The sequence below is a fragment of the Ruegeria sp. AM4 genome (genome assembly GCF_056540665.1).
On the sequence record NZ_JBQFXD010000004.1, the window covers coordinates 164,440 to 185,935 of the forward strand.

14 protein-coding genes are annotated in these 21,496 nt (G+C 58.3%); 6 read left to right on the top strand and 8 right to left on the bottom strand.

Annotation, left to right across the window (positions count from 1 at the left end; genetic code table 11):
- Positions 1 to 58 precede the first annotated feature (58 nt).
- From ACR0JA_RS10375 to ACR0JA_RS10385, 3 genes are all read left to right on the top strand, one after another.
- Positions 59 to 1,639 (top strand): FMN-binding glutamate synthase family protein, encoded by a 1,581-nt coding sequence (locus ACR0JA_RS10375; protein WP_480573751.1) that lies wholly within the window; start codon positions 59 to 61, stop codon positions 1,637 to 1,639.
- A gap of 69 nt (positions 1,640 to 1,708) precedes the next feature.
- Entirely contained in the window at positions 1,709 to 2,251 is a 543-nt protein-coding gene (locus ACR0JA_RS10380; protein WP_480573754.1) for an RNA polymerase sigma factor, read from the top strand.
- On the top strand, positions 2,244 to 4,175 hold the full coding sequence (locus tag ACR0JA_RS10385) for a vWA domain-containing protein (RefSeq protein ID WP_480573757.1): 1,932 nt from the start codon (positions 2,244 to 2,246) through the stop codon (positions 4,173 to 4,175). The genes ACR0JA_RS10380 and ACR0JA_RS10385 overlap by 8 nt, the downstream gene beginning before the upstream one ends.
- A 13-nt stretch (positions 4,176 to 4,188) precedes the next feature.
- Here the strand turns inward: ACR0JA_RS10385 and ACR0JA_RS10390 are convergent, their stop codons facing one another.
- Genes ACR0JA_RS10390 through ACR0JA_RS10405 form a run of 4 tightly spaced genes read right to left on the bottom strand, consistent with a single transcriptional unit; the run spans position 4,189 to position 8,105 of the window.
- Positions 4,189 to 4,845, bottom strand: coding sequence for an ABC-type transport auxiliary lipoprotein family protein (locus tag ACR0JA_RS10390; RefSeq protein ID WP_480573760.1), 657 nt, complete (start codon positions 4,843 to 4,845; stop codon positions 4,189 to 4,191).
- A complete protein-coding gene (locus ACR0JA_RS10395) occupies positions 4,842 to 6,158 on the bottom strand; it encodes an MlaD family protein (RefSeq protein WP_480573763.1) in 1,317 nt (438 codons plus the stop codon). The genes ACR0JA_RS10390 and ACR0JA_RS10395 overlap by 4 nt, the downstream gene beginning before the upstream one ends.
- 5 nt (positions 6,159 to 6,163) lie before the next feature.
- Positions 6,164 to 6,979, bottom strand: a complete 816-nt coding sequence (locus ACR0JA_RS10400; protein ID WP_480573766.1) for an ABC transporter ATP-binding protein — start codon at positions 6,977 to 6,979, stop codon at positions 6,164 to 6,166.
- A gap of 1 nt (position 6,980) precedes the next feature.
- Complete coding sequence (locus ACR0JA_RS10405; RefSeq protein WP_480573769.1) at positions 6,981 to 8,105, bottom strand: MlaE family lipid ABC transporter permease subunit; 1,125 nt, start codon at positions 8,103 to 8,105, stop codon at positions 6,981 to 6,983.
- 280 nt (positions 8,106 to 8,385) lie between these two features.
- Between ACR0JA_RS10405 and ACR0JA_RS10410 the strand changes: the two genes are divergently transcribed.
- Together ACR0JA_RS10410 and ACR0JA_RS10415 are read left to right on the top strand one after the other, a co-directional pair.
- Positions 8,386 to 10,281, top strand: a complete 1,896-nt coding sequence (locus ACR0JA_RS10410) for a hybrid sensor histidine kinase/response regulator (protein WP_480573772.1) — start codon at positions 8,386 to 8,388, stop codon at positions 10,279 to 10,281.
- Positions 10,281 to 10,982, top strand: coding sequence for a response regulator transcription factor (locus tag ACR0JA_RS10415; protein WP_480573775.1), 702 nt, complete (start codon positions 10,281 to 10,283; stop codon positions 10,980 to 10,982). The genes ACR0JA_RS10410 and ACR0JA_RS10415 overlap by 1 nt, the downstream gene beginning before the upstream one ends.
- A gap of 3 nt (positions 10,983 to 10,985) precedes the next feature.
- On the opposite strand, the gene ACR0JA_RS10420 is transcribed toward ACR0JA_RS10415, so the two are convergent.
- The 4 genes from ACR0JA_RS10420 to ACR0JA_RS10435 all read right to left on the bottom strand — a co-directional run bounded on the left by ACR0JA_RS10420 (position 10,986) and on the right by ACR0JA_RS10435 (position 19,239).
- Entirely contained in the window at positions 10,986 to 12,296 is a 1,311-nt protein-coding gene (locus tag ACR0JA_RS10420) for an HlyD family type I secretion periplasmic adaptor subunit (protein ID WP_480573778.1), read from the bottom strand.
- The gene (locus tag ACR0JA_RS10425) at positions 12,280 to 14,412 is read right to left on the bottom strand and encodes a type I secretion system permease/ATPase (RefSeq protein ID WP_480573781.1); all 2,133 of its coding nucleotides are present in this window, start codon (positions 14,410 to 14,412) and stop codon (positions 12,280 to 12,282) included. The genes ACR0JA_RS10420 and ACR0JA_RS10425 overlap by 17 nt, the downstream gene beginning before the upstream one ends.
- Positions 14,413 to 14,508: 96 nt before the next feature.
- Positions 14,509 to 15,309: a SapC family protein gene (locus ACR0JA_RS10430; protein ID WP_480573784.1), complete on the bottom strand. Its 801-nt coding sequence runs from the start codon at positions 15,307 to 15,309 to the stop codon at positions 14,509 to 14,511.
- Positions 15,310 to 15,369: 60 nt separating this feature from the next.
- A complete protein-coding gene (locus tag ACR0JA_RS10435) occupies positions 15,370 to 19,239 on the bottom strand; it encodes an Ig-like domain-containing protein (protein WP_480573787.1) in 3,870 nt (1,289 codons plus the stop codon).
- 211 nt (positions 19,240 to 19,450) lie between these two features.
- Here ACR0JA_RS10435 and ACR0JA_RS10440 point away from each other — a divergent pair, with 211 nt between their 5' ends.
- Complete coding sequence (locus tag ACR0JA_RS10440; protein ID WP_480573790.1) at positions 19,451 to 21,487, top strand: dockerin type I domain-containing protein; 2,037 nt, start codon at positions 19,451 to 19,453, stop codon at positions 21,485 to 21,487.
- The last annotated feature ends 9 nt before the right edge of the window (positions 21,488 to 21,496 follow it).

Sequence of the window (21,496 nt, forward strand, 5' to 3'; positions counted from 1 at the left end):
GTTTCGACCGCGCCCATTCAGGCCCCGCCATCACCGGCGACACCCAAGGAGATCAGGTATGATTGTACGCAGGCTCTATTACGTGCTGACTTATGTTGGTCTGCCGCTGACCGTGTTGCTTGGGTATTTCTGGCCGCCTGCCTATTGGTTGCTGATCTTTCTCGTCCCCTATGCGGTCATCGGTCTGTACGACATGCTGACCACCAAGCATAACGTGCTGAACAACTATCCGGTCCTTGGACACTTCCGCTATATGCTGGAGTTTGTGAGTCCGGAAATCCGGCAGTATTTCGTTGAAACCAACGAAAGCGGGCGCCCGTTCAACCGCATCATGCGCAGCCTGGTCTATTCCCGGGCAAAAGGGCAGGTCGATACCCAGGCCTTCGGTACGCAATACGACATCATGACCGTTGGCTATCATCGCGCCGATCACTCTCTTGCACCGCAACATGTCGATGAAAGCGAAGAGCGGGTGATGCTGGGCGGGCCGCAATGCGAAAAGCCTTACCTTGCCTCTCGCCTGAATGTATCCGCGATGAGTTTTGGTGCGCTGAGCGCAAACGCCATTCGCGCGCTCAATGGCGGGGCAAAAGACGGCGGCTTTGCCCACAACACGGGCGAGGGCGGATTATCCCCGCACCATCTGGCCGAAGGGGGCGACATCATTTGGCAGATCGGCACCGGCTATTTCGGATGTCGCACGCCCGAGGGTGGTTTTGACAAAGACCTGTTCGCAGAAAAAGCACAGAAAGACGTGGTCAAAGCCATCGAGATCAAGCTATCCCAGGGGGCCAAACCGTCGCATGGTGGGGTATTGCCTGCCGCCAAAGTGGATGAAGAGATCGCAAAAATCCGCGGCGTCCCGCTACATCAAGATGTGATCTCGCCCCCAATTCACTCGGCTTTTGAAGGTCCCACAGGGCTGATGGAGTTCGTCCAACACCTGCGAGAGATGTCGGGTGGTAAACCCATCGGGTTCAAACTGTGTATCGGAAAACGATCCGAGTTCATGGCCATCTGCAAAGCGATGCTGGAAACCGGTATTTTGCCGGATTTCATAACAGTCGATGGCGCAGAAGGTGGCACCGGCGCGGCCCCGGTCGAATTTACCAACCGGCTAGGCGTGCCCGCAAATGAAGGGCTGATCTTCGTCCACAACTGCCTGCGTGGTATTGGCGTGCGCGACAAGGTTCGGGTGATCTGTTCGGGCAAAGTCGCGACCGGGTTCGACATGGTCGAAAAATTCGCTCTTGGCGCGGATATGTGCAACTCGGCCCGGGCGATGATGTTTGCTGTTGGCTGCATCCAGGCGTTGCATTGCAATACGAACCGGTGTCCCTCGGGAGTAGCGACGCAGGACCCTATCCGGGGGCGGGCCGTGAACGTACCGCAAAAACGGAAACGGGTGCAGCGCTATCACGACGCGACGGTTGAAAGTTTCCGCGAGATTTTGGGAGCGATGGGCAAAGCGACGGTTTCGGATCTGCGTCCTGGGGATATTCGCCGCCGTATGGCTGACGAAGGCGAACGGTCCTATGCAGAGATGTACGAGTTCCTTGAGGATGGCGCGTTGCTTGGCAAAAAACTTCCCCAAAGCTTTGAGGTCGACTGGACGGCGGCAAATGCCAACCACTTCTGAGCGGTAAAAAAACTTTGGTCCCGCGCCAAGGATCAGCCATCGGCCTGCGTCTTATATTCCGAGATGCGTATGATGACGTCTGACGAAGATCTGGCCCGCGCGGCTGCGCAAGGGGATGCTGAGGCGTTCGCCACCCTGTTGGCGCGCCACTATGACGGCATGTTCCGCCTGTCATTCCGCCTGACCGGCAAAACCGATCAGGCCGAAGATCTGACGCAGGATATCTGTGCGGCGTTGCCCGCAAAGATTAGCAGCTTTCGGGGCCAAGCCAAGTTCACCACCTGGCTCTACCGGGTTGTGGTGAACGCGGCGCAGGACATGCGGCGCAGACGGGCCAGCCAGGCGCGTGCAGCAGAAGGGTGGGGCGACCTGGAACGTATGCAACGCAGCGCGGCGATAGAGTCCGCCGCCGCTTTGGATTGGTTGCAAAGCGCTATGCGCGCGCTGCCCGAAGACCTCCGCGACACGCTGGCGCTTACACTGGACGAAGAATTGACCCATGCACAGGCGGCTGACGTTCTGGGTGTTTCCGAGGGAACAGTGTCGTGGCGCATGTCCGAAATACGAAAACGCCTGCGGGCGATGAAGGAAAAGGAGCTTGCCGATGGGTGATGAGCTCGACGACCTGAGAACCTTGATGGATGCGGCGACACCCGCGCCGGATGCACAGCGCCGGGCGGAAAATCTGGCGCGCGCGCAGGAAAATTTCCGACAATGCCAAGGATTGCCGATTACGGCGCGTCCTACTGACAAGCGCGGCCCGATGGCCCGCCTGACAGAAGGAGCGAAGTCCATGTTGAATACCATTTCCCATCGCGGTGCCCTGACCGCTACGACCGCCATCGTGGCGGTTGCCTTGGTGATGATCATCCCTCAAACACGGGATGCAGTCGTCGAGCCCTTGTCCCGCGGTGAGGCTCGGGTCGCCGAGCCAGAGACCCTGGCAGATTCCGAGTCCGATTTTGCCATATCGCAACTGGCGGAACCGGTGGTCGAAGCACCGGTTGTCGTTGAAGAGTTCGCCGCGCCGATCGCCAAGCAAGAGCGCAGGGCAGTCGCGCAAAACGGTCTTTCGGCTGGTGCTGTTGGATCTGCGATGCCGCCTTTGGGGGCCACGGTCGAACCCGCGCCACTTCTCGAAGAGAATACCGAAGCCTTTGCAAACGCTAATACCAACCCCCTTAAAGTCACTGCCGAGGAACCGGTTTCGACCTTTTCGATTGATGTGGATACGGCCTCGTATGCAATTGTCCGATCTTCTCTGATGCACGGCTACATGCCCCCCAAAGACGCGGTTCGGGTTGAGGAGATGGTGAATTATTTCCCTTATTCTTATCCCGTACCGGAAGGCGACGCGCCGTTTCGTCCATCGATCACGGTGACCCCAACCCCCTGGAACGCGGGCACGCATCTGGTTCATATCGGAATTCAGGGTGCGATGCCGGACATTCAGGACCGCCCGCCGCTGAACCTGGTGTTTTTGGTCGACACTTCCGGGTCGATGCAGCACCCAGACAAGCTGCCGCTGCTCAAACAGTCCTTCCGGCTCATGCTGTCCGAACTCCGCCCCGAGGATCAGGTCTCGATCGTCACCTATGCGGGCAACGCCGGGCAGGTGCTTGAACCCACAGTCGCCTCAGAACGCAGCACGATTCTGGCGGCATTGGAACGCCTTGAAGCAGGCGGCTCGACCGCCGGGCAGGCGGGCTTGCAACAGGCCTATGACGTGGCTGAGTCGATGGCCCAAGAAGGCGAGATCAGCCGTGTCATTCTCGCCACCGACGGAGATTTCAACGTCGGTCTGTCCGACCCCGAGGCATTGAAGGAGTTTATCGCCGACAAGCGCGACAAGGGAGCTTATCTCAGCGTACTTGGCTTTGGTCGTGGCAATCTGGACGACGCCACCATGCAGGCGCTGGCTCAAAACGGCAACGGTCAGGCGGCCTATATCGACACGCTGAGCGAGGCGCGCAAGGTGCTGGTGGACCAGTTGACAGGTGCGCTCTTTCCGATTGCCGATGACGTCAAGATTCAAGTTGAATTCAACCCCGCGCAGATCGCCGAATACCGTCTGATCGGGTATGAAACCCGCGCGCTGCGGCGCGAGGATTTTAGCAATGACAAGATCGATGCGGGCGACATCGGCGCCGGACACAGCGTCACTGCGATTTACGAAGTGACCCCCGTCGGCTCGGGCGCCACTCGGAATGATCCACTGCGCTATGCTACGGCCGCAAATCAGGACGGGTCGGACGAGATCGGCTATTTCAAACTGCGCTACAAGGCGCCGGGAGAAACTGAAAGCCAGTTGATCGAACAGCCGATGCGATTTGCACAAGGTGAGACATCCGATGACATTCTGTTTTCGTTCGCAATCGCCGGTTTTGGCCAACTTTTGCGCGACGGAACCTATCTGGAAGATTGGGGATACGACGACGCGATCGCATTGGCGGGCGCATCCAAGGGCGATGATCCGTTCGGATACCGCGCTGAGGCGGTAACGCTGATGCGTCTGGCCCAGACCCTGTCCCGCTGATTGCACGGGCTGGTCAGCTGGGTGAATTCCGGGGGCTGTTGATGCTGTGGTTATGGATCCTGCGAATGCTCCATTCCACGGCATCACGCATTGTCTTGCCCAAAGCCTCGTCAAAACCGACGACCAAGTCCGGCGTTTCATCTGAGGCCGCGACAACGTTTTCCTCGAATGAGGACGAGGCAATGATCTTGTCATCATATTCGTCGATGACCTTGATGTTGATACGTACCTTGATCTGCACGGTTTTGCCATTTTCGGACTCGCCGATCACATGGCCCTGAAATTCTCGCAGATCAGGTGCGATAACGTAATCCGGGCGCAGACCAACCGTGGATCGCCCGACAGCGGCAACCTTGTTGGTGTTCTCAAAGCTTTCGATCAACAATGCCTGCACGATCAACGGGGCGCGATCCGCCCATCTGGCGCGTGGCAGGTACTGTACCTGCAAAGGCGTTGGTTGAACCGCGATCTGATCCGTGTTGACGGCCGCGGTCGCGGTCGGTTCCTGCACCACAATCTGCCTTTGCACGCGGGGCAATGACGAGGAAAACGTGCTCTTGGGCGTCAGCAGATACAAGTCGTTGGGCTTGGACGCCTGCCGCAGAGTGCCAAGACCTGCGCATCCCGTCAGAGCGATCAGAGTCGCGACCAGAAAAATAGACCGGATCATTGGCGAAACTCCGATGCTTGAGTACCTAACAGAAACCGCGCGGGGTCGCGTTCGACCTTGTCGGCCAACCGATCGAGGCTGACGACCAGACGCTGGGCCTCTTCGACAAAGCGAACGAACTGCGGCAAACCAACACGCAGGAAATCCGAGACCTGTCGGCGGTTGTCCTGCACAATGCCATCCACCGTTCCCAGCAACTCGGACGCGGATTGCGAGGCGCTGAGCAGATCGTCTGAAATTTTGTCGAACTTCCCGGCCATATTCGACACGGTTTCCGCAACCTTCTTGGCTGCGTTGCTGACCTCTTCGGCCACAGGCGAAATATCCGTGTCGAGAACCTTGTTTGCGGACTCGAAGGCGCGGTCAGCAGATGACAGCGTGGCTTTGGCCGCGTCCATGGTCGACGTGATCGAGTTCAGCGTGGCGTTTGCATTTGATACAGTCTCGGTGATCACACCCAGGGAATAGCTGCCCTCTTGGGTCAATGCCTTGAGGCTTTCGGCAAGCTGCGTTCCCTTTTCGATAAAAGGTTGGATGTCCTGCTGGATGACCTTGTCTGCGTTGGCAATCGCGGTGTTGGCAGTTTCAAGCGCCGTCTTTGCAGATGCCGATGTTTCCGTGATGCTCTTCAACGTACTGTCCCCTGTGGTCAGGGCTGCTTCGGCCTTGGCGACCAACGGGTCCAGTTTCTTGGTGAACTCGCCAATATCCTTGGCCGCGCTGCCAAGATCGCCGGACAGCGATTCAAAATCAGACAGTGTTTTGTCCAGCTTTCCCGAGGCGTCGGCAAGGTTGGTAAGGATGTCGGACACTGCCTTGCGGTTCTTGTCATCGACAATCTTGTTGAGGTCTTCCAGCAGCGACAAGGCCTTGTCCAATACCTGGGGGGCGCCTTCCAACAAGGACTGGATCGGGCTGCGTTTGCTGGGGATCACGCTGTTTTGCGGCAGTCTATCCGCATTTACCGAACCGCCGGACAGCTCGACATAGGCAACACCAGTCACACCCAGAGACTGCAACTGCGCTATGGTCTCTTTGGTGACGGGAATGTCAGCGTCGACCTCAAGCCGCACCCGAACCTTGGACGGGTCGTCATCGTCCAGTTTCAACGAGATGACCTGCCCGACCGGCAACCCGTTATAGTTTACGCCACCGGCGGCGGACAGGCCTGACACATTGTCAAAGAGCACATCGTAATACGCGTATTGCCTTGTGACCTCGAACTTCGCGAGCCACAGGAAAAAGCCGAAAACGCCCAGAATGCCCGCCAAAGTGAACGCACCGATCAGAATATAGTTTGCCCGGGTCTCCATCGCCTCTACCTGTCCTGCCCCTTCTGTTGCGCCGCGCGCGCCCGGGGGCCGGTGAAATACTCCTGCACCCAAGGATGATCGACCTTGGTCATGTCTTCAATCGGACCTTCAACCAACACGCGCTTTTCCGCAAGCACGGCAATGCGGTCACAAATGGCATAAAGGCTGTCCAGATCGTGCGTGACCATGAAAACAGTCAGCCCCAGCGTCTGCTGCAATTCTCGGATCAGATCATCATAGGCGGCTGCGCCGATGGGATCCAATCCAGCGGTGGGCTCGTCCAGAAACACGATCTCGGGGTCCAGCGACAGGGCGCGCGCCAGTGCCGCGCGTTTGCGCATGCCGCCCGACAATTCTGACGGGAACTTGCTGCAACTCAACTGCGGCAGGCCAACAAGGCTGATTTTTAATCCGCCCAACGCCGACATAAGCGTTTCACTGATACCAGTATGTTCGCGCAGAGGTGCCATGACATTCTGCAAAACGGTCAGCGAAGAAAACAATGCGCCGTCCTGAAACGCGACGCCCCAACTTTTCTCGATCCGCTTACGCTCGGCTTCCGGGCCGTTCAGCACATCGACCCCCAGAACCTCGATGCTGCCGGCGGCGGGTTGGTTCAGCCCAACGATTGTACGCAGAAGAACCGATTTTCCGGTGCCCGATCCACCAACGACGCCCAGGACCTCGCCCCGCCAGACGTCCAGATTAAGGTTGTCGTGCACGACCTGCTCTCCGAACCTGTTGGTCAGGTTGCGGACACGGATTACCGCCTCGCGCTGCGCGTCTGCCTGGGTTTCCCGTTCCAGGGTCGTGCCATCCATATCAGACCCCCAATTCCGAGAAAAAGATCGAGAACAGCGCGTCGATGGCGATGACCATGAAAATGGACTGCACAACCGAGGCCGTTGTGCGTTGCCCAACGCTTTCCGAAGACCCCTTGACCTGCATGGCTTGCCAACAGGCAATCACGCCGATCACAAGCGCAAAGAAAGGCGCTTTGATCAGGCCGATGGCCAGTTGCCAGACGTTGGTGTTTTCCTTCAGGCGCGTTACGAACATGCCGGGGCTTACGCCCAGATCGATCCAGCTCATCAATGCGCCGCCGATCAGGCCAGCCATGTCCGCAACGAAGCCGAGGATCGGCAACATGATAAGCAAGGCCAACACGCGCGGAATGACCAGCACTTCGATCGGGTCCAGCCCCAGCGTGCGCATGGCGTCAATCTCTTCCTGGACTTTCATCGATCCGATCGACGCAGTGAAGGCCGATCCCGACCGGCCAGCCACAATGATTGCGGTCAGCAGAATACCAAGTTCGCGCAAAATCGAGATCGAGATCAGCTCGACCACAAAAATCTCGGCCCCAAACTGCTTGAGCTGCGTCGCACCCTGAAAGGCCAAAACAACGCCGATCAGAAACCCCATGAGCGAGACGATGGGCAGGGCCTTCAAACCCGTTTGCTCCATCTGCGAAACCAATGCCGCACGGCGTAGACGCCAAGGCATAACCAACGTACGTGCGAGACGATGCAGGGTCAGCCCCAAGAATTCTATGATTGAAAGCGTATCGGTCCAGGTGCCTGTGGTTCGCGCGCCCAAATGTGCAAGGGCCTCGACAAACCCGCGCGGCGGGGCCTGTTCGCCCACTGCGTCTGGCATATTGTCGGAAACGGTTTCGATCAGTGATGCATGTGACTCCTGCACGGCTTGCAACCGAACCTGTGCGCCACTGTTTTGTACCCGGCGTTCAAGATCCGCAACTAGCCAGGCGCCACCTGTATCCAGCGCGCTGACGCCCGCCATGTCCACGATCACGTCGTTGCCGTCCGGTCGGATCGCCTGAAACGCTGCTTCAATCTGATCCAATGACTGCGTCAGCAGATCGCCCGCAATCCGTATGCAGACGCCTTCAGCGTTCCGATCCTGGGTCACCGTTGGCTGTTTCATGGGCGTATGTGATGTGAAAAACCAAGCCGCTGCAATGGGTTTATGCAACCAAAACGAGATTTCCACAGCGGAAATTGCCGAGGCGATGCAGTTTCGCACAGCCCGACGAACGAAAGCTATGCGAAACCGACAAATTGCATTTGCCAAAAATCCGCTTGCACCGAAGGTCATATACCACCGAGCCTGTGGTCTCAGGGGCAAAGCGGCATGGATTCCGACGCGATGACCCTCTACACCTGCATCAAACGGAATGTTACGCATGATCTCAGGGAGGACCCAGTTGGAGATCAGTGAAAAACGCATCAAAGAGATGACAACGGCAGGTCTGAATCTGATCGGGCAGGCGTTGTCGATCTATGATAGCCAGCTCAGGCTGGTCCAATGCAACTCCAGGTTTCAGGAAATGTTCGATCTGCCGGACAATCTGGTTCAACCCGGGGCGCGCTTTCACGACACAATTCATTTCCTGGCCAGCCGTGGGGAATATGGAACCGTGGATCAGGTCGATGAAATGGTTCGCCAGCGCGTCGAACAGGCGCTGGCATTCGAGCCACATTACATGGAGCGGGTCCGCCCAAACGGGCAGGTGATTTCGGTCGAAGGGGCACCTTTGCCTACTGGTGGCTGGGTGGCGGTTTATACGGACATAACCCGCACCAAGCAGGACGAGGATCTGTTGCGCGCCCGGTCCGAGGAACTGTCGGAACAACTTCTGGGGCGAGCCGAGGAGCTTTCGGCCTCAAACCGGAAACTCGCCGCAACCATTACCGCGTTGGAAGAGGCCAAGCGTCAACTGACCGAGATCGAAGCCCGCACGCGCCTGACCGCCGAGATGATGCCAGCCCATATCGCGCATCTGGATGCGGATGGTCGGTATGACTATTCGAACCGCCGTCTCAGTTCGGTCATGCCCGGCCGCCCGTCCGACATTTTGGGATTGCACATCTCCGAAGCCCTTGGAAATACAGCTTTCCAACGGGTTGAGGCGCATCTGCAGCGCGCCTATGAGGGCAATACATCAGTCTTCGAGTTTACCGAAGATCGCGACGCCCGCCGGTTGCGTGTATCGTTCACCCCGGACGGGCAGGGTGGGGTCTATGTCATGTCCGTCGACATCACCGAAGAGACGCAGGCACGTGTCGCTTTGCAACAGTCGCGCCGGCGCGCGATGGCAGCACAGATGACCAGCGGTATGGCGCATGACTTTTCGAACCTTTTGACGATCATTTTGGGTATGCAGGCGCGGTTGGAGAAAATGGACCTGCCCGACAGCGCCCGCGAGCTTGTGACTGCAACGCAAAGCACCGCGCGACGCGGCGGCCAGCTATTGAACAGGATCGCCGACATGACCGGCAACCGGACCCCGCATCCCAAAGCCACCGACATGCGCGGGCTATTGGAAGATTTGCGGGTTCTTGCCTCTCCCTCGCTGCCGCGCGGGGTTGGCCTTTCGGTTGTGAATACGCTGCCCGACCAGCCGGTAATGCTGGATCCGGGAATGGTGCAGGATGCTTTGTTGAATTTGGTGTTGAACGCACGCGATGCCTGCGGCAACTCGGGTCAGATCACTATCAGCGCTCATACAATCGGGTCAATTTGGACTGAAATCACCGTCTCGGACACCGGACCCGGGTTTTCACCCGAGGCTTTGGACAAGGCGCTTAACCCTTTCTTTACCACTAAAGGTAGCGAAGGGTCCGGGCTTGGGCTGCCGATGGTTTATGACACCGTCAAACTCGCTGGCGGAGACTTGAGCCTTCGCAACACGCCTTCCGGCGCCTCGGTTGTACTGCGCCTTCCATACCGGCCCGCGCCGCCCGCACAGGAAGGTCTGGTTCTATTGGTCGAAGACAGCGACGAGCTGCGCAGCCAGTTTCGGGAAATGCTCGTCGATCTGGGCTTTTCCGTGATCGAGGCGACCTCGGCGGAAGAAGCTCTGGCATTGGCAACTGATGTTGACGAGATTGTTTTGGTGCTGTCCGACATCCGGTTGGAAGGGCGCGGTACCGGGTTGGATGTCATGACCTCAATCCGGCCGGGACTGGCCTGTATCCTAATGACCTCATTGCCATATTCCGACCCGTTGCACAGGCAGGCGCTTGCACTGGCGCCGGTTTTGCGCAAACCGTTCTCGCGGGCGCAATTGTCCGCTCTGATCCGCGCCGAGGCTGCCTGATGACAAAACCGCTGGTCACAATCCTTGATGACGAGCCCGAAATCCGCCGAATCCTGACGGATACTCTGGAAGAAGCCGGGTTCCGAACCCAGAGCTTTGCCCGCGCCCGCGAGTTTGAGGCTGCGCTGAATCGTGTGACACCCGATGTGTGTTTGGTGGACCTGTCGTTGCCAGATACCGATGGTCTTGCGCTGGTCCATCGTCTGGCGCTGGAACAAGGGGCCGCAGTGATAATCATCTCGGGCCGCGCGCAGGTGCAGGACCGCGTCACCGGGCTGGAGCTTGGCGCGGACGACTATATCACAAAGCCGTTCGACCCCACCGAGGTTGTTGCGCGCATTCGGGCGCGCCTGCGATCGTCGCGACCTGCAACACCCAGTTCCGAGATCGCGCGTTTCAACGGTTGGACGGCACATTTCGATCGCTACATTCTGGTGGACGCCACCGGTGCCGAAACCCAATTCAGCCACGCTGAAGGTGAGGTTCTGCGTTTGTTTCTGGAAAGTCCAAAACGCCTGATCAGCCGAGGCCGCATGCAAGAAATGCTGGGCGGAGGGGCAGGGGACAGCTTTGATCGCGCGATGGATGTTCGCATCTCGCGTTTGCGGACGAAACTGGCAGAAGACCCGAAGAACCCACGCCTCATCAAAACGATCTATGGCGCCGGGTATATCTTTCTGGGTGATGTTGAATGGCTGTGATTGTCACTCGCGCAGGGCCTCGTCCTTAACCTTCAGCACCGGTTGAATCACGTAATCAAGAACAGATTTGCGCCCTGAAAGGATATCGACTTCGGTAATCATCCCGGGAATGATTTCGACCGCGATACCATCCGCATCCAGCATCGTGTTTGTCGTTCGGATTTCAACGACAAAGACCTCTTCCTCGCTCTGCTCGGACCGTGTGACCGTATCGGCCCCGATCCGGGTGATCTGCCCGTCAAGACTGCCGTACCGTAGAAAATCATAGGCCGTGATCTTGACTTTGACCGGCTGTCCGGCGTGCAGGAAAGCGATGTCTTTTGGCCGCACATAGGCTTCGACCAGCAAGGAGTCATCCAACGGCACAAGTTCGATCAGTTCCTCACCAGCTCGCGCTAGGCCGCCAATGGTCGTGCGGTGGATTCGGTTGACGACGCCCCGAACGGGTGCGCGAATTTGCGCGCGCGCTGCGCGATCCCGTAAGGCGGGCAGGACGGGCTGCAAGGCGGCCAGCTCTGCTGTGACAGTCGCCAGATCGGTCAGAGCGGCACTGCGAAACCGACTGTGCGCAGCCCTGATTCTGTCATCGATTTCGTCCAAGCCGGTCTGAAGCCGATGCACGACCGCTTCGGCCCGGGTTTGTCGCCCGCGCCATTCCGCCTCGCTACGCCTGAGGGTCAATAACGTGGTGGCGGGTTCCATGCGCTGTTCGACCAGAGGCTCCATCATCGCGCGCTCCTCGGCCAATACCGCAAGCGTTTCTTCAGCGGTCACCCGATCGACCAGACCCTCTTGGTATTCTCGCTGCCGCTGTTCGCGCTGCCGGTTGAGAATGGCAATTTCAGCCGCAACTTCAGTTTGCCGCCCTTGAAACAAAGCAGTTTCCGAGCGTACAACCTCCGGCGCTTCGTTGATCAAATTCGGGGCAAAAAACAGTTCAGACCCCGAGATTTCGGCCTCAAGACGCTGCGCTCGGGCCATCAAGCCAAAGGCACGCTGTTGTTCCTGGCTTAACTCACTGGCGATCTGGGATGAATCCAAAACCATCAGAACCGACCCCTGATCTACCACCTGACCTTCGCTTACGTGCAGAGCCTGAACCACGCCGGGTTCCGTTGCCTCGATCACCTGAATATCGCCCGAGGGAACGATACGCCCATCAACACGGACAACGTCATCCAGCTCTGTATGCGCCGCCCAAACCACTGCAGTCGTCAGACAGATCAAAATGACCAGCAACAACAGCGAACCCCGCAGCGGTGCCCGACCGCGCATTTCGCGCGCCAGAGTCTCCAGATCAGGATGCCGCGACATTGAGGTGTCTCCTGCCGTTGGCAGCGTATTGCGTCAGCAGGGATTTGGGTCCGTCAGCGCCAATCTTGCCGTCTTCAATCACGATAACCCGGTCGACCAGTTCCAAGAGGCTGCTGCGATGCGTGACAAGAACAAGGGTCGTGTCCTGCGTTGCTGCTTTGAGTCGCTGAATGACTTTGGCTTCGGTTTTGACATCCATTGAACTGGTCGGTTCGTCCATCAGCAACACAGGGGAACGCCCGATTAACGCCCTTGCTAGCGAAATGGCCTGTTTTTGACCGCCGGACAAACCCTCACCCTGCTCTGCCAAACCAAGGTCATACCCCGATGGGTGCCGCGCAACAAAATCCTCGACCCCTGCGATACGCCCGGCCCTGATCAAGTCGGCATCACTGGGCTCGGTCGATCCGCTGGCAATATTGTCGCGCACAGAGCCAGAAAACAGCCAGACATCTTGAAGAACCGAGCCGATGTTACGCCGCAAATCACCGGGATCCACCTGCCGAATATCCAGACCATCCAGCATCACTGACCCGGTCCGTGGTTGGTAGAGTCCCAACATCAAACGGGCTATTGTGCTCTTTCCCGATCCGATCTGTCCCAAAATGGCGACTTTTTCACCCGGGCTGATGTCAAAGGACACACCCTTTAATGCATCCTCGGCCTGATCCTGATAAGCGAAGTGGACGTTGTTGAAGGTGATGCGCCCGTCGAATGATGGCCGGCTGATCCAGCTTTTGCCAAGGGGCCGCTCACTTTCAGCCTGCATCAGCGCGTTCAGATTCCGATAGGCACTACGCGCCTGGTTCACTCGTGTCAGCGTCTGAGCCAATTGCCCAAGGGGTGCGAGTGCGCGGCCGGTCAACATGACCGAGGCCACAAGCGCTCCCATGCTGGTCTGCCCTTCCATGATCAGAAAGACGCCGTAAAAAACAATGAGAACCTGCGCGCCTTGTTGGGTGAAGCCGGTCAGGTTCAACGCCAATTGCGTCACGGCTCGACTACGGGTCCCATGCTCGGACTGACGTTCGATCGCCTGTTCCCAGCGATTGCGCATCAGACGCGCGGCGGCGGTGGTCTTGATAGTCTCAAGACCGGACACAGTTTCAACAAGGACAGAGTGCTTCGATTGCCCGTCGGAAAAGCTTCGCTCGGCAAGGCGGGACAAAATTGGCTGTATTGCCAGACCGGTCAAGAGGACTTTGGGAACCGCAAGCGCCGGGATTAGGGCCAGAGGACCTCCTACCAGGTAAATCGTCAGCACAAAGACCATGATGAATGGCAGATCGACCACCGCGACAAGGGTCGCGGAAGTGAAGAATTCCCGAAGCGTCTCAAATTCCCGAACTGTGCTGGCGGTAGCACCGGTGGAACCTTGCCGCGCAGTCATACGAATATTCAGCAACTGGTCAAAGATCCGCCGCCCCATGACCCTGTCTGCCTTTTGGCCCGCGCGATCTATGAAACCTGCGCGCAGGATTTTTAGGACAAAGTCGAACACCAGCGCTAGGCAAACACCCCCGGTCAGGGCGATCAGGGAAGACGTTGCCTCGTTCGGCAGAACCCGATCGTAGACGATCATGATGAACACCGAGGTGGACAGCCCAAGGATGTTCGTCAGGGCCGCCGCCAGCGCAACCTGGCTATAGGACCACCGGTTCGCGATCAACGCTGACCAGAACCAATGCCCGCTGGAATCCCTGGCTGCAGCCGTGTTGTCATTCCGACTGGCACGCCGAAACAACAGCAGATAACCGGAATAGACCTCGCCCAGAGATTTTTCGCTCATCTCACCGATACCGTCCCCCAGATCGGGGTCGAAAATTCTGAGGTCGCCATTTACGGAACGCCCGTGATAGACAAGCGCTTGGCCACTCTCCAATACCAATATCGCCGGAGCCAGTGTGGCATCGAGTGCACTCAGCTTATGAGCGCCAAACCCAACCTGCATACCGGCGCGGCGCCCTGCCAGGATCGCATCTCGGACAGTCAATCCACCCGCCTCGCCGGATTGTGCATCCTGCAGCGCAGCCCGGGTTAGCGGTCTTTCGAGGGATTTGCCCACATGTAACATACAGGCTTCCAGCCCGCTCGGTTCAAGGGACTTTTCCTTCATTACGTCTCACCTCTGGGCTGTCCTCTTAAGGCCGCTTGGCGCCCTTCGGGGCAATACGCCTCGGCATCTTCTCGAATTGATGGTTCGTCGACATCATCACCCTGAAACATAAAGCGCCTCTGAAGTTGAGCAGGGGTGGTTTTCGCGGCCCATAGCCTCGATAAGCGCGCCCGCGCTTTCGCTGATCTTTGCAGAAACAGGGGTTTGATGCTGGACACGGTGCAACCAGCCGCAATGCGACATGGATACTTGATGGGCGTGGATTAGTTTGAGCGCGCCGCTGTTCATCAAAGTCGCAATCTGGTTTTGGGATAACCGCAGCAGTCGCCCAGCCTCGATACCGAAAACCCCTTCGGGCATCGGAATTCCGTTATGGTGTTTGATCGGAACAAAAAGATCCTGATTGGCAATTTTCCGGCAAAGCTGTCGAGTCTCAGATACAGCCGCCAGGCGCGATTGCAGGAACGCCCGAACTGCGCAGAGATCCGGCGTCAATTGCTCACCATCAACAAAAAACGGCTCATCCGCAGGATCATCGGTGACCAGGCCAGATGCTTCGTTGACCATCAACAGCGACCTTTCGGACGAGTCGTAACCATTTCCTGCCAGAAACGGATAGCAGCGCATTCCGGTCGGGATGTGAAATCCCAGCCATCGGCCGTCATCTGACACAAAAGGTGTTCTTTGACCCGGTTGCAAAGAAAGCAATATGACGGGCTCGAATTGGTCGCGACGATTCCGAAAAACGACAGGAAATGAAGCCGCTGCGGGCAGGACTTCATTTGCGGTTATGGGGTAGTCCTGCGCCTCTGCCGCAAAGCGGTATGACGTGAAACGTTGCCAATATCGATCGCCATGCCGCGACAGGCTTACTGGGAAAAGACCATTCTGTTCCATTTCATCCCCCTGCTACAAAGGGATGTTGCGTCTTAGGACGCAACACCGTTTTCGTGCCGCTCAGGCCGATGCCCCGGTCGGGTCGGTCAGAAGCACATTGTCAGCATCAAATGCACTCAGATCAGACAACCCCTCGAACTGGGCCATTTTTTCAACGCTGGCGTTGTTCGGAGCCGAATAGTCGACCTTGACCAAAGCACTGTTGGTTCCGTCGGTCGCAAGAAAATAGATTTCATCCCCCGCCTGAACCCCCAAAAGTGTTTCGGCTGCGTTTGCGATTGTGTCGTCGTTCAAATCTGCCAACTGAGTGTTCAAACCCACAAATCCGGTATTTGCACCGATGCTGTCGCCCACGCCAAGGGCTTCGACAACTGTGCCGCTTCCGCGCAATGTGCTGGTATCAAGGCCGCTGAACATGAGCGCGTCGGACACGTCCGCCTCCGGTCCCAGGCTAAAGCCGGTAATCGTATCGATTCCGTTATCAGTGGCGCTGGCTTCGAGCATGACGATGTCTCGCCCTGCACCCGACAGATCGATCATGTCATCACCCGCACCGCCGCGAACAATATCATCGCTGTTGGTACCCGAGAGGGTATCGGCGTCACCGGTGCCAAATGAGACATGCAGCGGGCCACCCTGCAAGGACGTGAGATCCAGCTCGATCGGTTGACTGCTATCCAGAACCGTCAGCTCAAACGTTACAAGCGGTTGCGTCAGGTCGCTGATGCTGAGCGCTGCCCCCCCAAATCTGACGGGATTGCCGCTGTCGTTGACCGAAAAGATCGTGAAGTCGTCGTGCTCAACATCTGATCCCGAATTGAACGAGACGACCAGCGGATCGAAACCCAGATCGACATCGAAATCCAACCCGCTGGAAACATCCCGATCAGGGTCCGCATAAACAGCAAATGTGACGGTCGATCCGCTGCGCCCGATTTCAGTTACCGCATAGGGCGCTGCGATATAGGCAAATGCCTGATCCGAAACCGGTAGCGGGTCCGGTCCGCCCGAAACAGTCGCCTGCGCCGCGAAATCCAACGCGTCACCTGCCGAAATTCCCGAAAACTCTGAACTCGGAATGTTCGCGCTCCAGGAACCATCAGCCGCCACCGTCGCGCTTCCCGCGGGGGAGCCGTTCAACGTTACGCTGATCGTTTGGCCCAAGGTCAGGCCGACTGAGCCACCAGAGACCGTTAGTCCACCGCTCTGCGCGTCGCCCAGTGTGACGGCATTGTTTGCTCCTGCCGGGTCGAGACTCAGGACAGGCCTGAAATCTGTGGTAAAGCTTTCGGTCGCATCGGTTGCGGCGTTGCCATTGGCATCCTGAACCGCGGCGGTCACGGTGTAGCTCCCGCCATCTGAAAGGGCCGCAAGGCTGGCCGATGGGACATCGACACTCCAAACGCCGCCTGAAACTGCAGCGTTGTAGGTTTGGCCATTCAAGGTCACTGAAACTGTCTGGCTGTCTGCTGCCGAGGTGGTTCCCGAAACAGTCAGGTCAGAGCCGCGCTCGATCACATCAAGAACTGCCCCCACGGGAAGCGGGTTCATCGCGAGGCTCGGCGCGGTGAAATCCGTTCCGATACTGGTTGACGCCAAAGATTGGTTGCCCGCGAGATCAGTCACGGTCGCGTTCACGCTGTAGGTCTCGGCGTCCTGCAAACCGCTCAGGCTGGCCGAAGAGGCGGTAAAGGTCCACGACCCGCCGCTGACCGTAGCGGTGCCAGCGATATCTACCGTGTTGTCCGCCCGAACGATTTCGACCGATACAACCGTTCCGTTTGCAGCGTCAGAACTGCCGGTGACAACAAAATCCGTTGCGCGTTCCGAGGCGTTCATCACAAGCCCGTCCGCCAGAGGGTCAATGGTCAGGGAAGGTGCGGTGAAATCCGTGCTGAACGAGCCAGAGGCCTGCACCGCCGGGTTGCCCGCCGTGTCCGAGATATCAGCGCTAACCGAAGTGGGTGCGCCATCCGGCAGCGCAGCGAGATCAGTTGCAGACACGGTCACAAACCAGTTGCCACCGAGCGCTGCGCCTGTGTAGGTCTGCCCGTTCACTGACACCGAGACCTCTTGCCCATCTTCCGCATTGGTCGTGCCCGAAATTGTCAAATCCGACCCACGCTCGGCCGCATTCAACACCGCGCCATGCGAAAAGCTGTCAATTGTGAGTGTCGGGGCAGTGACATCTTTCGAAAGCATCACATCGGCCTGAGGCGCATCCAGCCCGTCGCTGTCGGACACGTCAGCCGTCAGAGTATAGTCCCCCCCGTCTGCCAGTGCGCCCAAGTCGGTGGCAGGGATCGTGACGCTCCAACCGTTAGCTGAGACCGCGCCGGAATAGGTCTGCCCATTCAGCTCAACGGTCACCAACTGGCCATCGGACACATTCCCCGTTGTTCCGGTAACGGTCAGAGCAGAACCGGCCTCGGCCGCATTCAAAACAGCGCCAACCGACAATGGCGCGATCGAGATTGATGGGCCTGTCAGATCAACGGGAACGGTTGCTGTGGCAAGCGTCGCGGGGTTTCCCCCCAAGTCGCTGACAGCAACGCTTACCTCTACGGGTGTACCGGTGGACAAACCTGCCAGATCGGCTTGCAGGATGTTCACGCTCCAACCGCCGCCCGCGACGATTCCGGTGTAGTCACGAGCTTCGAACGTCACTTGGACTTCCTGTCCATCTTCTGCGGTCGTCGTGCCTGTCAACGTCAGGTCACCACCGACATCGACAAGGTCAATTGATCCCCCTGCAACCGGGTCCAGCGTTACGGTCGGTGCGGTAAAGTCAGCGTGGAAACTGCCGCTAGCCTGTGGTGCCGGGTTTCCCGCTTCATCATAGACATCGGCAGTAACCGCGATCGTGGCGCCATCCGTCAAAGCCGCCAGATCCGCTGCAGGTACGGTAACGCTCCAGTTTCCGCCCGAAATGGTGCCCGTATAGATCTGTCCGTTCAGTCCAACAGTCACCGTTTGTCCGTTCTCGGCATCGGTGTTGCCGCTGACGGTCAAATCCATTCCCTGTTCGGCGGCATTAAGGACGTTGTCTTCAGAAATCGGCGAGATTGCGAGCGTTGGTGGGATCGTATCGACGTCAAATTGTGACGTTGTCGAGGAAATTTCTTCCCCGTCCGCATCCAGCGTTCGGACAGTGACGTCAGAATGACCCTGAGGGAGCGCAGCTGCCTCAGCTTGGGATAGGGACACGCGCCAGCTTCCATCGGCGTCGGGTGCCACAGTTTTTGTGATCGAGCCGATTGAAACCTCAACCATCGCCGCATCGGCCCCCGCCAAGGTTCCCGTGCTGGTGCTGTTCAGCGCATCCGCCTGCAATTCGGCCAGGTTCAGGCTTGGCAGTGGCGGAGGCGGCGTAACTGTCGGCGGGGGGGGTGTAACCTCGGGCCGGGGTTCGGGGTCGTCATCATCGTCACCCCCGCTTCCACCGCCGCCACCTGCAGCAGCTGCGGCACCTGCAACGCCGAGTCCCCCCAGCGCCAGGCCCGTACCGCTGACCCCACCAGCGGTCGCAGCAGCCGCACCCGCTTCGGCGACCGCTGCGAACTGTGCGATCTGACCCGCCATTTCATCGGCAACCATAATCGCGCCATTTTCAAGGACTTGCACATCTTCGGATGAGACGACCAGAGTGCGGCCGTCCTCCAACCGCAATTGGACATCGCCGTTCGACAGGATCCTTGCAGAGCGCACACCCGGGATCGCTTCGGCAAATTGAAATGACTCCAGCTGCTCGGACGTGGCCTGCGCCAGGGCAGGCAGGGCCAACAATGTTGAACCCAGCCCACCGGCCAGACCACGTCCGACCCATCGTTGCAGCTTGCGGTCGATCCAATTTCGCACATGCCGCGCGCGCCCGGCCTCAGACGAGTTGTCCAGGGTCACGCTTTCATTGGAAACGGGTTCTTTGGTCATTTCGCCCCTCATAAGTGGTGCCCGTCGCCATCCGGCCAGAGCGGTGCTCTGTCTTTGGCTCTGTAACCGGATGTCTCATGCGGGCGATCCTGAAAATTCGATTTAAACTGAAGCTGAAATCCTTGTTTTCACCACATTCGTGTTCCGGTTCCGGTCTGGGCCTCAGATCATTCTGATCTCGGTGCCAGGGGTGGCACGGGGGTGAGTGACGATGAGACTTCAGTTCGAAAGAGTGGTTGCAACGGGGACCGCAGCGCTCGATTCAGGTATCGGCGATATCGCTTTAAAAACGTTTAACGGCGATACGTTCCTCTACACGATGACGGGTGTCGGCGGCGGCATCACGTCCTGGCGATTGACCGAAGGCGCAGGTCCGCTACTGGTGGACCAGCAACATTACGGTGTCACCATCAGCAATCAGGTCGGCCGCAGCGGCGTTCCGATCACTTTGGGCGCACAAGACCATCTGGCTCTGGATGTTAATACTGCCACCGGGCTTGTCAGCTATGATCTCGGTGCTGCCGGACAGATTGGTGATCTTCAGGAAACCGGTGCTTTAACATACAGCGGTGATATTTCTGCGGCGGCACAAATCTCGGGCAGCTTGTTGACGCTCGCTCATGCTGACGCAGGTCGAATCGCGACCTATACCATCAACCCGGATGGATCGTTGGGCGTTGCCGGAACGGTATTGGCACGCGCGGATGTGTTGCAATCAATGCAGTCCGGTTCGGGGCATTTCATCGTTGCCGCAGATACGATTAACAGCACGCTCACAACTTTCAGCGTCGATCAGGGCACCGGTGCACTCGCCGAGGTCGCCGAAAACACCGCAACCCAGACGTTGGGCATAAACGCGCCGACGGCAATCGAAGTGGTGCAGGTCTATGGCAAGTCCTGGGTCGTCGTCGCGGGTGCCGGCAGCAACTCGCTGAGCGTCATGGAACTGGGCAGCGACGGGCGGCTGACGCCGACGGATCATGTTCTGGATTCGCTCCATACCCGGTTTGAATCGGTCCAGGATCTGGCCGTCGTCGACTTCGATGGCCGCGTTTTTGTTGCAGCGGGCGGGGGAGATGACGGGATCACTCTGTTCACAATGACGCAGGACGGACAGTTGATTTACCTGGACAGTTTTGCCGACACCCTGGCCAGTGGCTTACAGAATGTCGAAGCGCTGAGCATGGCTCATGTCGGGGATGAACTGCAAATTCTGGCGGCATCACAACAGGATGCCGGGATAACACAGCTTACTGTGTCAGTGGCGGATCTTGGGGTGGTCCGGCAGGGGTTCGGCACAATCAACGGGACGTCCGGAGGCGACATGCTGCGAGGCGGAATTCTCGATTCCGCACTAATCGGTGGGGCGGGGGACGACATCTTGATTACCGGGACAAGCACTACCACTCTGACAGGCGGCTCAGGCGCGGATGTGTTCTTTGTGCGTCACGGCAGCGGCCACACCACGATCACTGACTTCGAACGCGGCACAGATTCGCTCGATCTGTCCGACTTCTGGTTGCTGCGAACGCCCGCGCAACTGGATATCTCAACAACCTCGGACGGCGCGCAGATACAGTACCGTGGACAGACGATATCGCTTGCGTCCTCGGATGGCGCAGCGCTGAGCAGCACCGACATCTTCGGATCAGGGTTCAACGGGCCCGACCACGTCCCGGTCATCATCAGCAACGGGCCAGACAGCAATGCCGGTCCGGGCGTTCTGGGTGCTGTGAGTATAGACTCGACCACCGCCGATCCGGCGCTTTCGGGGGCTGAGATTCGGTTCACACCATCTGGCGAGGGCGCGATCGTAGCGCAAGCAAATGCACAGGGAGAGTTTGACCTCGAGATGCCCGACGGCACGTTCTCAGGCGAGCTGGAGATCGTCAAATCCTATTCCACGGCCAGCAATCAGATTTCGGCATTGGATGCCTTGCAAGTCTTACGGATGGCAATCGGGTTGGATCCGACCTTCGGCCCGGCTGCGCCCGAAAACCTGATCGCGGCAGATATCAACCGGGATGGTACTGTCAGCGCGCTGGACGCGCTGAACGTTCTTCAGAATGCGGTGGGGCAAACGGCTCAGCACCCGGCGGAATGGGTGTTTCTGGATGATAGCGTCGATCTATCGGCAATCACCAGAACCAATGTCTCTTACAACACTGGGGCACCGGTGACCGTCGTGGACGGCGAATTTGCGACCGACATGACCTCAATCCTGCTGGGCAATATTGAAGCTGTCTGAAGAGCGATG